Annotated in this window: 9 protein-coding genes; 3 read left to right on the plus strand and 6 right to left on the minus strand. The window is 71.2% G+C overall.

Translation table 11 applies throughout. The features are described from left to right. Nucleotides 1-92: 92 nt before the first annotated feature. Nucleotides 93-1,583, minus strand: a complete 1,491-nt coding sequence (nsdA, locus tag ACWD1Z_RS24505; RefSeq protein ID WP_451121743.1) for a transcriptional repressor NsdA — start codon at nucleotides 1,581-1,583, stop codon at nucleotides 93-95. Nucleotides 1,584-2,041: 458 nt separating this feature from the next. Between nsdA and ACWD1Z_RS24510 the strand changes: the two genes are divergently transcribed. Beyond that, entirely contained in the window at nucleotides 2,042-2,698 is a 657-nt protein-coding gene (locus tag ACWD1Z_RS24510) for a bifunctional DNA primase/polymerase (RefSeq protein ID WP_451121744.1), read from the plus strand. 613 nt (nucleotides 2,699-3,311) lie between these two features. Here ACWD1Z_RS24510 and ftsY read toward each other — a convergent pair. Continuing rightward, nucleotides 3,312-4,520: a signal recognition particle-docking protein FtsY gene (gene ftsY / locus ACWD1Z_RS24515; protein ID WP_451121745.1), complete on the minus strand. Its 1,209-nt coding sequence runs from the start codon at nucleotides 4,518-4,520 to the stop codon at nucleotides 3,312-3,314. A gap of 105 nt (nucleotides 4,521-4,625) precedes the next feature. Between ftsY and ACWD1Z_RS24520 the strand changes: the two genes are divergently transcribed. Then, nucleotides 4,626-5,597: an LLM class flavin-dependent oxidoreductase gene (locus ACWD1Z_RS24520; RefSeq protein WP_451121746.1), complete on the plus strand. Its 972-nt coding sequence runs from the start codon at nucleotides 4,626-4,628 to the stop codon at nucleotides 5,595-5,597. 80 nt (nucleotides 5,598-5,677) lie between these two features. Here the strand turns inward: ACWD1Z_RS24520 and ACWD1Z_RS24525 are convergent, their stop codons facing one another. From ACWD1Z_RS24525 to ACWD1Z_RS24540, 4 genes are all read right to left on the minus strand, one after another. Beyond that, nucleotides 5,678-7,093 (minus strand): sugar porter family MFS transporter, encoded by a 1,416-nt coding sequence (locus ACWD1Z_RS24525; protein WP_451121747.1) that lies wholly within the window; start codon nucleotides 7,091-7,093, stop codon nucleotides 5,678-5,680. Between the two features lie 185 nt (nucleotides 7,094-7,278). Then, the gene (gene smc, locus ACWD1Z_RS24530; protein ID WP_451121748.1) at nucleotides 7,279-10,836 is read right to left on the minus strand and encodes a chromosome segregation protein SMC; all 3,558 of its coding nucleotides are present in this window, start codon (nucleotides 10,834-10,836) and stop codon (nucleotides 7,279-7,281) included. 214 nt (nucleotides 10,837-11,050) lie between these two features. Next, nucleotides 11,051-11,254 (minus strand): hypothetical protein, encoded by a 204-nt coding sequence (locus ACWD1Z_RS24535; RefSeq protein ID WP_250074615.1) that lies wholly within the window; start codon nucleotides 11,252-11,254, stop codon nucleotides 11,051-11,053. 377 nt (nucleotides 11,255-11,631) lie between these two features. Further along, entirely contained in the window at nucleotides 11,632-11,913 is a 282-nt protein-coding gene (locus ACWD1Z_RS24540; RefSeq protein WP_250074617.1) for an acylphosphatase, read from the minus strand. Between the two features lie 159 nt (nucleotides 11,914-12,072). Between ACWD1Z_RS24540 and ACWD1Z_RS24545 the strand changes: the two genes are divergently transcribed. Further along, nucleotides 12,073-13,230, plus strand: coding sequence for a CAP domain-containing protein (locus tag ACWD1Z_RS24545; RefSeq protein WP_451121749.1), 1,158 nt, complete (start codon nucleotides 12,073-12,075; stop codon nucleotides 13,228-13,230). The last annotated feature ends 56 nt before the right edge of the window (nucleotides 13,231-13,286 follow it).

Below are 13,286 nucleotides of genomic sequence, written 5' to 3' on the forward strand. Positions count from 1 at the left end.
GACGGCCTTCCGATGACCTGGCATGGGGGAGCCGAGTCGGGCAGTTCGGGAGGGCCGGCCGCGGCCGGGGCTCGGGCGGTGGTGCGGGTGTGTCAGACGGCTTCGGCGGTCTCGGGCAGCTCTACGGCGAGCCGCTCGGTGAGGTCCACGACCTCGTGCAGATCACCGAAATCGCGTACGGCCGTGTCCACCGTCTTTCGGATACGAGTGTTGACCCGCTCGGAGCGCACCTTCTTGGCGATCGTCATGGCCTCGGTGGCGTACTGCGCGCTCCGCTCGGGCTCGCGCTGGAGCAGATGCACGGTGGCCATGCCGATGAGGTTGAGCGCGTAGGAACGCTGGTGCTCGGAGTCCTTGGCGAACAGGTCCACGGCCCGCTGCATCAGCGGCTCGGCGAGGGAGGCGTAGGTCGGGCTGCGGCCCGCGACATAGGCGAGGTCGCGGTAGGAGTGGGAGTTCTCGCCGTAGAGCTCGGCCTCGGAGAAGAAGCGGATCCAGTCGGGGTCGGACTCGTCCCAGTCCTCGGCCTCGCCGAAGGTGTCCTCGGCCATCCGCACGGCCCGCTTGCACTTGCCGGGCTGGCCCATGTTGGCGTATGCGCGGGCCTCCATCGCATACAGCATGGACTGGGTGCGCGGGCTCGCGCAGTCGCGGCTGCCGTACTGGGCGAGGTGGACCAGTTCCAGGGCGTCGTCGGGCCGGCCGAGGTGGATCATCTGGCGGCTCATGCTGGAGAGGATGTACGAGCCGAGCGGCCGGTCGCCGGCCTCCTTGGCGGCGTGCAGGGCGAGCACGAAGTACTTCTGCGCGGTGGGCTGGAGACCGACGTCGTACGACATCCATCCGGCCAGCTCGGCGAGTTCGGCGGCGACCTTGAAGAGCGTGCGGGTGGTGGACTCGGGCTGGGGCTCCTGGAGGAGGTCGGTCACCTCGTGCAGTTGTCCTACGACCGCCTTGCGGCGCAGGCCGCCGCCGCACTGGGCGTCCCACTGCCGGAACATCACGGTGGTGGACTCCAGCAGGTCCAGCTCGGGCCGGGAGAGCCGGCCGCGGCGGGCCTGGGTGGAGGGCTCGGGTTCGGTGCGCGGGGCGGCCGGGGCGGGGACGAGCCAGCGCTGCATGGGCTCGATGAGGGACGGGCCCGCGGACAGGGCCAGCGAGGTCCCGAGGAAGCCGCGCCGCGCCAGCATCAGGTCGCTGCGCGAGAACTCGCTGAGCAGGGCGACGGTCTGCGGGCCCGTCCAGGGCAGGTCGACACCGGACACCGAGGGTGCCTGGCGGGCGGCGCGCAGGCCGAGGTCCTCGACGGAGACGACACAGCCGAACCGCTCGGAGAACAGCTCGGACAGGATCCGCGGGATCGGCTCGCGCGGGTTCTCGCCGTCCAGCCAGCGGCGCACCCGGGAGGTGTCGGTGGAGATGTGGTTGGCGCCCAACTGACGGGCCCGGCGGTTGACTTGGCGGGCGAGTTCGCCCTTCGACCAGCCGCTGCGCACGAACCAGGACGTGAGCAGCTCGTTCGAGCGCTTGTCAGCGTGCGTCGCGCTGCCGGCGCTCGTGTCGCTTCCGCTGTTGCCGCTCACTGGAACGCCCCCATCCCTTGGACCACTTGTCACCGAGTGCGCCAAGCCCTATCAGAATGCCGGTAAATACGGCTTCCCGTCCGGCAGTTCTCACCCTTCGAACGGAAAGCCGAGTTGCCTCCGGCATACCCGCTGGTGCATGTGCCCCCAGGACTCGTGTACTCAAAGTAATCCTACGATCACCCGTCCAGCCATGGCGATCCCGGAAACGCCACCATTCGCCACCCCTTCGAATGAACTCACGGTCGTCTCCACACGATTCACTTGACAGAGGACGGCCAGCAGTGGGCGGAGCGATGCACTCAGGGGCGCGCACCGCCGCGCGCACGACCCAGGACGCTTCCGAGCGCCGCTTCGGATGTGTGGAGCCGGGCCGCAGAAGGCACAAGGTGGATACAGAGGGTCACGATCCGCATCCGCGTCGTAACCGAAGACGCGCCGGACCCGTTGGAGGGGGCATGGGCTTCACGATCGCCGGCATCCGCGAGATCCGCTCCGGCACGCGCCGACGCGGCCGGTCCTCGGAGTGCACCGCCGTCGCCGAGTTCACCGGCCTGTGGGGCTGGGACGTGGTGCCGGGCGCGCGTGCGGCGGCGGGCGCCTGCTCCTGCGGCCGCGCGGACTGCCGTGAACCGGGCGCCCACCCCCTGCACTTCGCCCCCCGGGTCCCGGCCGGCGCCACCCTCGACGAGGTGTCCCGCACCTGGTCCGAGTACCCGGGCGCCGCGGTGATGCTGGCCGTCGGCCGGGCCTTCGACGTCATCGAGGTGGCCGAACCCGCCGGGCGCCGCGCACTGGCCCGCCTGGAGCGCATGGGCCTGCCCCTCGGCCCGGTCGCCGCCACCCCCGACGGCCGCGCCCACTTCTTCGTCGCCCCCGGCGCCGCCGCCGAACTCCCCGCGCTGCTCTACCGGATGGGCTGGGACGACCCGACCTCCCTCGACCTGCGCGGCCTCGGCCCCGGTACGTACATCACGGCCCCGCCCTCCGACCGCGGCGGCCTCGGCCCGGTGCGCTGGCTGCGCTCCCCCGCGCTGGACTCGGCGACCAAACCCCCGGCGGCGCGGCTGCTGCTCGGCACGCTGGCGTACGTGGCGCACCGGTCGCGGGCCTAGCGGTTCGCGTCGCCCATCGGTCTCCGGCACAACCGACTCCCGGTTCCCGTCGCCCGACGGTCCGGGGCACAGCCGACTCGCCCCGTTCCCTGCCACAGCCGACTCCCGTCGCCCGACGGCCCGGGATCCAGCCGACTCATTCGCCCCCCGATCCCTGGCACAGCTGGCTCCCGTCGCCCGACGGTCCGGGGCACAGCCGACTCATTCGCCCCGGCCCCTGGCACAGCCGACTCCCGTCACCCGATGGCCCGGGATCCAGCCGACTCATTCGCCCCGGCCCCTGGCACAGCCGGGCCTCAGTCGCTCCGGCCCGGGCCGCAACCGGCTCGCGTCACCCACCAGCCCCCGGCACCACCGACCCGCATCACCCGACGACCCGAGACACAACCGGCTCAGACACCCCAATCGGGCACAGCCGCCTCGCGCCACCACCGCCCCCGGCACAACCGACCCGCATCACCCCACGACCCGAGACAACCGGCTCAGTCGCCCACCGGTCCCAGGCACAGCCGCCCCGCGTCACCCACCGGCCCCCGACCCTCCCCCGCCACAGCAGAGCGCCCGCCTCCAGGAGTGAACTCCAGGGGCGGGCGCTTCTTCGGACGGGGCGGAATCACTCGCCGATCAGGGCGTCGACGAACGCCTCCGGCTCGAACGGCGCCAGATCGTCCGCGCCCTCGCCCAGACCGATCAGCTTGACCGGCACGCCCAGCTCCCGCTGGACGGCGATCACGATGCCGCCCTTCGCCGTCCCGTCCAGCTTGGTCAGGACGATGCCGGTGATGGCGACGACCTCGGCGAAGACACGGGCCTGCACGAGGCCGTTCTGCCCGGTGGTCGCGTCCAGCACGAGCAGCACCTCGTCGAGCGGCGCGTGCTTCTCCACGACCCGCTTGACCTTGCCGAGCTCGTCCATGAGGCCGGTCTTGGTGTGCAGCCGGCCCGCGGTGTCGATGAGGACGACGTCGGAGCCCAGCTCCTTGCCCTCCTTGACCGCGTCGAACGCGACGGAGGCCGGGTCGCCGCCCTCCGGACCGCGCACGGTGTGGGCGCCCACCCGCTCGCCCCAGGTCTGGAGCTGATCCGCGGCCGCGGCCCGGAAGGTGTCGGCGGCGCCGAGGACGACGGTGTTGCCGTCCGCGACGAGGACCCGGGCGAGCTTGCCGGTGGTGGTGGTCTTGCCGGTGCCGTTGACCCCGACGACCATCACGATGCCGGGCTTGCGGCCCTCCGGCTCGGTCTTCACGGTCCGGTCCAGGTCGGTGCCGACCAGCTTGAGCAGCTCCTCGCGCAGCAGGGCGCGCAGCTCCTGGGGGGTCCGGGTGCCGAGCACCCTCACCCGCTCACGCAGGCTCTCGACCAGCTCCTGGGTGGGCTGGACGCCGACGTCGGCGGTGATCAGGATGTCCTCGATCTCCTCCCAGGTGTCGTCGTCCAGGTGCTCGCGCGAGAGCAGCGTGAGCAGGCCCTTGCCGAGGGCGTTCTGGGAGCGGGACAGACGAGCGCGCAGCCGCACGAGGCGACCCGCGGTGGGCTCCGGGACCTCGATCGCGGTCGGCGGGAGCTCTTCGATGACGGGCGGTTCCTCGACGGCGGTGGCCGGTCCGCCGGGGAGATCCACCTCCTCTATGGTCCGGCGCGGTTCGTCGCGCGGCGTCTCGGCCTCGTCGCCGACGTGCGGCTCGGCCGGAGGGGCGGTGATGTCGGGCGCCGCGGGGGGCGGTGGGGGCAGCGGCTTCTTGCGCCGGCTGCCGACCACGAGCCCGCCGAGCGCGCCGAGCACGACCACGGCGATGACTACAGCAAGGATGACGATGTCCATAACCCGTCCAGTATCAGCCATGGAGCCGGGTGACACCCCTCTGGATGTCTGACACACCGTCAGCTAACGTCCGCCTTCACAGCCGCCCGGTGAAGGGGGACTCCCATGCCCGTCACGGTCGTACGCTTCAACCTCGTCGAGCCCGACGCCACCCCCGCCTCGCTCGCCGCCCGTTATGCGGCGGCCCTGGAGATGGCCCGGTACGCCGACGAGCACGGCGTCACCACGGTGCAGACCGAGGAGCACCACGGCGCCGCGAACAACTGGCTGCCCTCCCCCTTCACCTTCGCCGGCGCGGTGTTCGGCGCGACCCGGCGGATCACCGTGACGGTCTCGGCGGTCATCGGCCCGCTGCACGACCCGCTGCGGCTGGCCGAGGACATCGCCGTACTGGACCTGATCAGCGGCGGCCGTCTGGTGACGGTCGCGGGGATCGGGTACCGGCCCGAGGAGTACGCGCAGTTCGACGTGGACTGGAAGCGGCGCGGCCGGCTCCAGGACGAGGTGCTCCAGACGCTGCTGAAGGCATGGACCGGCGAGGAGTTCGCGTACCGGGGGCGCCCGGTACGGGTCACCCCCCGCCCCTTCACCGAGCCGCACCCCCTGCTGCTGGTCGGCGGCTCCTCGAAGGCCGCCGCGCGCCGGGCCGCCCGCCTCGGCCTGCCGTTCTTCCCCAGCGCGCATCTGCCGGAGCTGGCGGCGTACTACAAGGAGCGGCTCATCGAGTACGGCACCGAGGGCTGGACGATGATGCCGGCCGCCGAGACCCCGCTGCTGCATCTCGCCGAGGACCCGGACCGCACCTGGGAGCGGTACGGCCGGCACTTCCTGCACGAGGCACGGACGTACGCCTCCTGGCAGTCCGGGGACATCCGCTCGGCCGTGCGGTCGGCGGCCACGACGGTGGACGAGCTGCGCGCGGAGGGCGTGTACCGGGTGCTCACGCCCGACCAGTGCGTGGCGCAGGGCCTGGACAGCCTCGTCCTGCATCCGCTGTGCGGCGGGATGCCGCCGGAGGAGGGCCGGCGCAGTCTGCGGCTGCTGTGCGAAGACGTACTGCCCCGGCTCAAGGACTGAGCCGGGGCAGTACGTCTTTCCCGGGACGAGGAGAGGGGCAGCGGGGACTTGGCCCTTCTCCCCGGGTCCGGGGGCCGGTGTCAGCCCATGTCCTCGAGCTTCTTGCCCTTGGTCTCGGGCACGAACTTGAGGATGAAGGGGATGGAGAGGAAGGCGAACACCGCGTACATCACGTAGGTGAGCGACAGGTTCCACTCCGACAGGTCCGGGAAGGTGATCGTGATGACCCAGTTGGCGATCCACTGGGCCGAGGCGGCGACACCGAGCGCGGCGGCGCGGATCTTGTTCGGGAAGATCTCGCCGAGCATGACCCAGACCACGACACCCCAGGACAGGGCGAAGAAGAGCACGAACGCGTTGGCGGCGATCAGCGCGACGGCACCCTGCGCGGTGGGCAGCGGGTCGTTGCCGTTCTGGTAGGAGAAGGCCCAGGCGGCCAGCGCCAGCGAGATGCCCATGCCGACGGAACCGATCAGGGCGAGCGGCTTGCGGCCGATCCGGTCGACGAAGATCATCGCGATGACCGTACCGATGATGTTGATGATCGAGGTCTCGAAGGAGTAGAAGAACGAGCTCGACGGGTCGACGCCGACGGACTGCCACAGCAGGTTCGAGTAGTAGAAGATGACGTTGATGCCGACCAGCTGCTGGAAGACGGACAGGCCGATGCCGATCCAGACGATCGGCAGCAGGCCGTACGTGCCGCCCAGCAGGTCCCGGAAGGTCGACTTGTGGTCGCTGCGCATGGCGTCGTCGATCTCGGTGACCCGGGCGTCGAGGTCGATGTCACCCTCGACGTCGGCGAGCACCTTCTTGGCCTCGGCGATGCGGCCGACGCTGATCAGGAAGCGCGGGGACTCGGGGATGGCGAAGGAGAGCAGGCCGTAGACCAGGGCCGGCACGAGCATCACGCCGAGCATCCACTGCCAGGACTCAAGGCCGGCGATCTTGCCGCGCTCCTCGCCGTCGGCCATGTTGAGGATGGCCCAGTTGACGAGCTGGGAGACGGCGATGCCGATCACGATGGCCGCCTGCTGGAAGGAGGCGAGCCTGCCGCGGTAGGCCGGCGGGGCGACCTCGGCGATGTAGGCGGGGCCGATGACCGAGGCCATGCCGATGGCTATGCCGCCGAGGACACGCCAGGCGGCGAGGTCCCACGCGGCGAAGGGAAGGCCGGAGCCCACGGCCGACACGGCGAACAGCACCGCCGCGATCTGCATGACGCGGATACGGCCGATACGGTCCGCGATCCGGCCGGCGATGGCCGCGCCCACCGCGCTGCCGAGCAGGGCGCAGGCGGCGACCGTTCCGGTGGCACCCGAACTCAGGTCGAACCTGTCCTGGATACCGCCGTTGGCGCCGTTGATGACAGAGCTGTCATAGCCGAACAGGAAACCGCCCATGGCGGCCGCGGCCGTGATGAAGACGACGTGCCCGAGATGTTCGGGGTGGCTCGCCTTCGCACCCGACTGGGGTGCCTGCGCTGTGCTGGTCACGTGTAACTCCTCGGACACCGGCAACGCTGCCGGGTGGGTCAGCTCCTCCAAGTCGAGATACCTGAAGGTAAAAGCAACGTTGCAGAGACTATGCCTTCAGGTTTCGAAGTCAAGAGGCGATTGATGTGACCTTTGAGGGCACGGATGCAGGGTTTGTGTTCATCTCTTGAATGAAGGGGGGAAGGTCAGCGCAGGCGCTGACTGATGACCTTCGACACACCGTCGCCCTGCATGGAGACGCCGTACAGCGCGTCGGCGACCTCCATGGTCCGCTTCTGGTGGGTGATCACGATGAGCTGGGAGGCTTCCTGGAGCTCCTGCATGATGCGGATCAGCCGCTGGAGGTTGGTGTCGTCGAGGGCCGCCTCGACCTCGTCCATGACGTAGAACGGGCTCGGCCGCGCCTTGAAGATCGACACCAGCAGGGCCACGGCGGTCAGCGAGCGCTCGCCGCCCGACAGCAGCGACAGCCGCTTGACCTTCTTGCCCGGCGGACGCGCCTCCACGTCCACGCCCGTGGTCAGCATGTTCTCGGGGTCGGTCAGGATCAGCCGCCCCTCGCCGCCCGGGAAGAGCCGGCTGAAGACACCCTCGAACTCCCGGGCGGTGTCCCGGTAGGCCTCGGTGAAGACCTGCTCGACCCGCTCGTCGACCTCCTTGACGACCTGGAGCAGATCGGCGCGGGTCTTCTTCAGGTCCTCCAGCTGCTCGCTGAGGAACTGGTGGCGCTCCTCCAGCGCGGCGAACTCCTCCAGGGCGAGCGGATTGACCTTGCCGAGCTGCTGGTAGGCCCGCTCGGCCGCCCTCAGCCGTTTCTCCTGCTCACCGCGCACGAAGGGCCTCGGCCGGTTGCGCGGATGCCCGGGATCCTCCGGCAGCTCCTCGCCCTCGGCGGGCGGCGAGGGCGGTACGAGCTGATGGGGGCCGTACTCCTCGACCAGCCCGGCGGGCTCCACGCCGAGCTCTTCCAGCGCCTTGGTCTCCAGCTGCTCGATCCGCAGCCGCTTCTCGGCGCCGAGCACCTCACCGCGGTGCACGGAGTCGGTCAGCTTGTCGAGCTCCGCCTTGAGGTCGCGGCCCGTGGTCCGGGCGGCGGTCAGCTCCTGCTCCCTCATCGCCTTGGCGGCCTCGGCCGCGGCCCGCTCCCGCTCGGCCCGGCCGAGGGAGACCTCGACATGTGCGAGCAACTGCCGGGCGCCTGCGGCGACGGCCCCGGCGACGGCGGCCTCGTGCCTGAGGCGCGCCCGCCGCTGCTCGGCACGCGCGCGTGTCTCGCGTTCCGCCCGGGCGGCCCGGTCCAGCGAGTCGGCCCGTCCGGCCAGCCCTTTGACGCGTTCCTCGTGCGTACGGACCTGGAGGCGGGCCTCCATCTCGGTCTGGCGCGCGTTGGCCCCGTCGGCGGCGAGCCGGTCCCGTACCGAGGTGTCCGGCTCCTCCTCGACCGGCATCTCCTCGGCGACGGCGAGCCGTTCCGCGAGTTCCTCGACCTCGGTGAGGGCTTTTTCCAGCGCGTCCTGGGCGCGCGCCGCGGCGGCCGTGGACCGCTCGGCCTCCCCGGCCGCGCCCCGCGCCTGCCCGGCGAGCCGGCCGAGCTGCTGGGCCACCGCCGACTTCTCCCGGTCGGCGGCCCGGCGGCGCTCCCCGAGCTCCTCCACGAGGGCCGCGCACTGGGTGCGCCGCGCGCTCGCCGCGTGCTGCGCCCCGGTCAGCTCCTCGCAGCGGACGGCCAGCTCCTCCAGCTCGGCTGCCGCCTCGTCCACGGACGCCTGTACTTCGAGGAGGCTGGGCGCGCCCGCGGAGCCGCCGTGCGCGAAGTGGGCGCCCAGGAGGTCGCCTTCGGCGGTCACGGCGGTGAGGTGGGGGTGGGTGTAGACCAGGTCCTCGGCGTCCTCGAGGGTGCTGACCACGACGATGTCGCGCAGCAGGCGGTGGACGGCGGGCATCAGCTCGGACGGGCCACGCACCAGGTCCGCCGCCCGGGGCCGGCGGTCGTCCGCGGGCCCACCGGGGGCCGGCGCCTCCGGCGCCCCCGTCAGGAGCAGTGACGCCCTTCCCCCGTCCTGCTTGCGCAGCAACCGGATCGCGTCGGCCGCCGCGGCCGGTGAGGTCACCGCCAGCGCGTCCGCCGCCGCCCCGAAAGCCGCCGCCAGGGCAACCTCGTGGCCCGGGGTGATCGTGAGGAGTTCCGCGGCCGGGCCGAGCAGTCCCGTGAGCCGGTCCTTCGCCTCCAGCAGCGCACCCGTGCCGTCCTTGCGGCGCAGGCCCAGTGCCAGCGCCTCGTGACGGGCCTGGGTCGCCGCGCGCCTGCGTTCCGCCGCCGTGGCCGCCTCCCGGGCCGCCGTCAGCGTGGCCTCCGCCTCCGCCAGGGCCGCCTTCGCCGCGTCGTGCCGCTGCGCCAGTTCCGCGTCGCCGGCGTCGAGGCCGTCGACCTCGGCCTGCAGGGCCTCGTACTCCTCCTGCGCGGCGGACGCCCGCTCCTGTGCCTCGTCGCGGGCGGCGGCGAGCCGGTCGATCTCGGCCTGGGCCGAGGCGGCACGCGAACGGGCCGCGTTGACCTGGCCGTTCAGTCGGGCCAGGCCCTCGCGGCGGTCGGCGATGGCTCGGGCGACATCCTTCAGGCGCCGCTCCTCGTGGGCGAGTTCGCGCTCCAGCTCGGCGCGGTGCGCGACGGTGTCCTCCAGGGCGCGCTCGGCCGCCTCCAGGGCCGCCTCCAGCTCGGCCTCCTGCTCACGGATCCGGGCGGCCTCGCGCTCCATGTCCTCGGGGTCACGGCCGCGCCGCTCGTCCGGGGGCGCGGAGGTGGCGCTCTTCACGCGCGCGTCGGCGAGCGAGACGGTGCCGCGGACCCGCTCGGCGAGCTGGGAGAGCTCGTACCAGGTCTGCTGGGCGCGCTGCAGGCGCGGGGTGAGCTGCCGTACCTCGTCCTCCAGGAGCGCCTCGCGCTGGAGCGCCTTCCTCAGCTCCCCTTCGGCGGCTTCCTTGCGTTCCTTCAGGGCGGCTTCGTCGGCGACCTCGGCGTTGAGGGCCTCACGCAGCCGTACGAGGTCGTCGGCGAGGAGACGGAGGCGGGCGTCGCGGAGGTCGGCCTGGATGACGGCGGCTCTGCGGGCTACGGCGGCCTGGCGGCCGAGGGGCTTGAGCTGGCGGCGCAGTTCGTCGGTCAGGTCCTGCACCCGCGCGAGGTTGGCCTTCATCGCGTCGAGCTTCCTGAGCGCCTTCTCCTTGCGCTTGCGGTGCTTCAGCACGCCGGCGGCCTCTTCGATGAAGGCCCTGCGCCCCATGGGGTCGGCATGCAGGACCGAGTCCAGCTGGCCCTGGCCGACGATCACATGCATCTCGCGGCCGATGCCGGAGTCGGAGAGCAGCTCCTGGATGTCGAGCAGCCGGCAGGTGTCGCCGTTGATCTGGTACTCGCTGCCGCCGTTGCGGAACATGATCCGCGTAATGGTGACCTCGGCGTACTCGATGGGCAGCGCCCCGTCGGAGTTGTCGATGGTCAGCGACACCTCGGCGCGGCCCAGCGGCGGGCGCCCGGTGGTGCCGGCGAAGATGACGTCCTCCATCTTGCCGCCGCGCAGCGACTTGGCCCCCTGCTCGCCCATGACCCAGCTGAGCGCGTCCACGACATTGGACTTGCCCGAGCCGTTCGGTCCGACGACGCACGTGATGCCCGGCTCGAACCGGAGTGTGGTCGCGGAGGCGAACGACTTGAACCCTCGGAGGGTCAGGGCCTTGAGGTGCACGCCGCTGGACTCTACCTTCCGGGGCTGTCTCACTCCATGAACCCGCGGTTTCACCCCTGAACGCGCAGGGCACACCAGACGTTAAGACGCTGAAAGGATGCCCGAGGGCAAGAAAGAAGGGACGCCGAAGCGTCCCTTGCAGTTTCTGACACAACTCAGCGGTGGATCCGGGCTTCCCAACCACTGCGTTCGCCGTTGTGGAGCGGTGCAGTGATCAGGTGAGCGCAGGCTCCGCCTGGTGTGCGTCGATGCTCTCCATGATCCTGTCGTGAGAAGCGGCAGCCGCCAGCGCGTCCTTCTCCGCCTGGATCCGTACGAGCTCGGATTCCAGGTCCTGGACGCGCTGCTGGAGCCGTCGCATCTCGGCGAGGAGTCGAGGGTCGGAGCCGCCGACGTAACCGAGAAGCGCCTTTGCCATGATGGATGGTCCTCCACAATGAGTGACCGACCGATGCGGTGTGGGTCGTGAGGGATTCGCACCCACGGTGCTTGGCACTCTTGAGTTCTTGCTGCCGTTCTTACATGCCAAACAGCTAAGGTGCGCGGGGCTTTCAGCGTCTCACCAAAAAGTTTGACGGTCAACACGATCACGCCCCGTATTGACGGGCGTCCCGGGGCGCGCGGCCGAAACGGCGGCGCTGCGACTCCTGCGGGGCCCTGAGGGCGTGGCGATCATCCTGGCGTGCCGAACGTGCCGACGCAAGCGTTTCTCGGCAACTACCTGCTTCTTTCCAGGGCGGGCGGCTGTCGGTGGCGTGCTTTCGGGGTTCCCCGGGGGCGGGTCGCGTCCGGTGATCACCGGATGGCGAAGCCGTCGTACCCGCCGCGAGGTGTGTCCCAGATCTCGGTGACCCCCTCCACTCGGCCGGGCGTGTCGTCGCCCTGGAGCCAGTCGAGGAGCCCTTGACAGCCGGGGCGGGGGCCTTCGGCGACCACCTGGACGCGTCCGTCGTCCAGATTGAGAGCAAAACCACTCAGGCCGCCGATCTCGAGTGCCTTGGCACGGGTGAACCAGCGGAAACCCACACCTTGGACCCGTCCACGCACCCAGGCAACCAGCCGTACATCCTCGCTCATAGCTGCAACCTAACCGGCCAATGTCTCACTGGGCACTTCCTCACCCCGCGCCATGCGGTACCGTCCCGACCCAATGAATCTCATATGAAACTCACTCGATCGGGTGAGTTGGTTGATCGCAGAGGACGAGTCGACCGCACGGACGAGGAAGGCCAGAACATGGGACGCCACCGACGCTCCGCCGCCGGCCGCGCCGCCACGGGCCGCGCCACGGGGGTCAATCGCACCGAGGGTTCCTCTTCGAGGAGCCGTGACCCGCTGAACTCGTATCCGGACCCGCACCCGGGCGAGCCGGTGGGCATCGCGCCCTATCTCCACCAGGACGCGTACGCCGGCGCCTATGCGCAGACCGAGGCCTACCTCTTCGCGGCCGAGGGCGGTCGCGGCGACGGCTACGCCGAGGACTACGCCCGCGTGACGGACACCACGGTCTTCGCGAGCGACTTCACGAGCGACTTCGCCGGCGACGGCTTCCTGCCCGACGACGGTCCCCGGCCGGCGAGCGGTCACCGCCGCAAGAAGAAGAAGGCCGCCACCCCGGTGCGCACCGGTCTGCTCGGGGTCTCCGCGGCCGTGGCCATCGGCACCGTCGCGGTCGCCACGGGCGTGCTGCCCGGCGGCGACACCTACACCCTCGGCGGGGGCAGCGGCGACAAGGTGCAGACCGCCGACTCCCCGACCAGCTCCCCGAGCGAGCAGGGCGGCACGTCCGGCAGCGTGGAGAACCAGAGCCGCGACGACGGCCCCCCGGCCAGCCGTGACCAGGAGCGGGCCGCCTCTCCGTCGGCAGCGCCTTCGACCACGCCCCCGTCGGCCGCGCCGACGAAGACGCCGTCGAAGGAACCGAAGGCGACCCCGTCCAAGAAGCCGAAGCCGACCCCGTCGAAGCCCGCCACCAAGGCGCCGGAGAAGACCACCCCGCCGGTGACGCTCACCGAGGAGGCCGTCGCCGCGGCCGAGGTGCTCAGGCTCGTCAACGAGGAGCGGGCGAAGGCCGGCTGCAACGCCGTCGCCGCCAACAGCGCCCTCGCCGACCTCGCCGCCGCCTTCAGCGAGGACATGGACAAGCGGGACTTCTTCGACCACACCGACCCGGACGGCGCGAGCCCCTGGGACCGTGCCGAGAAGGCGGGCATCACCGGCCTCGGCGGCGAGAACATAGCCCGGGGCCAGGCCGACGCGGCGGCGGTGATGGACGCGTGGATGAACAGCCCCGGCCACAAGGCCAACATCCTGAACTGCGACTTCAAGACGCTGGGCGTCGGCGTGCACATCGCGCCCGGCGGGCCCTGGTGGACGCAGAACTTCGGGTACTGACAGCACGCACACGTGAGGGCTCCCATCCGGTGACCGGGTGGGAGCCCTCACGCATG

The organism is Streptomyces sp. NPDC002784 (genome assembly GCF_053592135.1).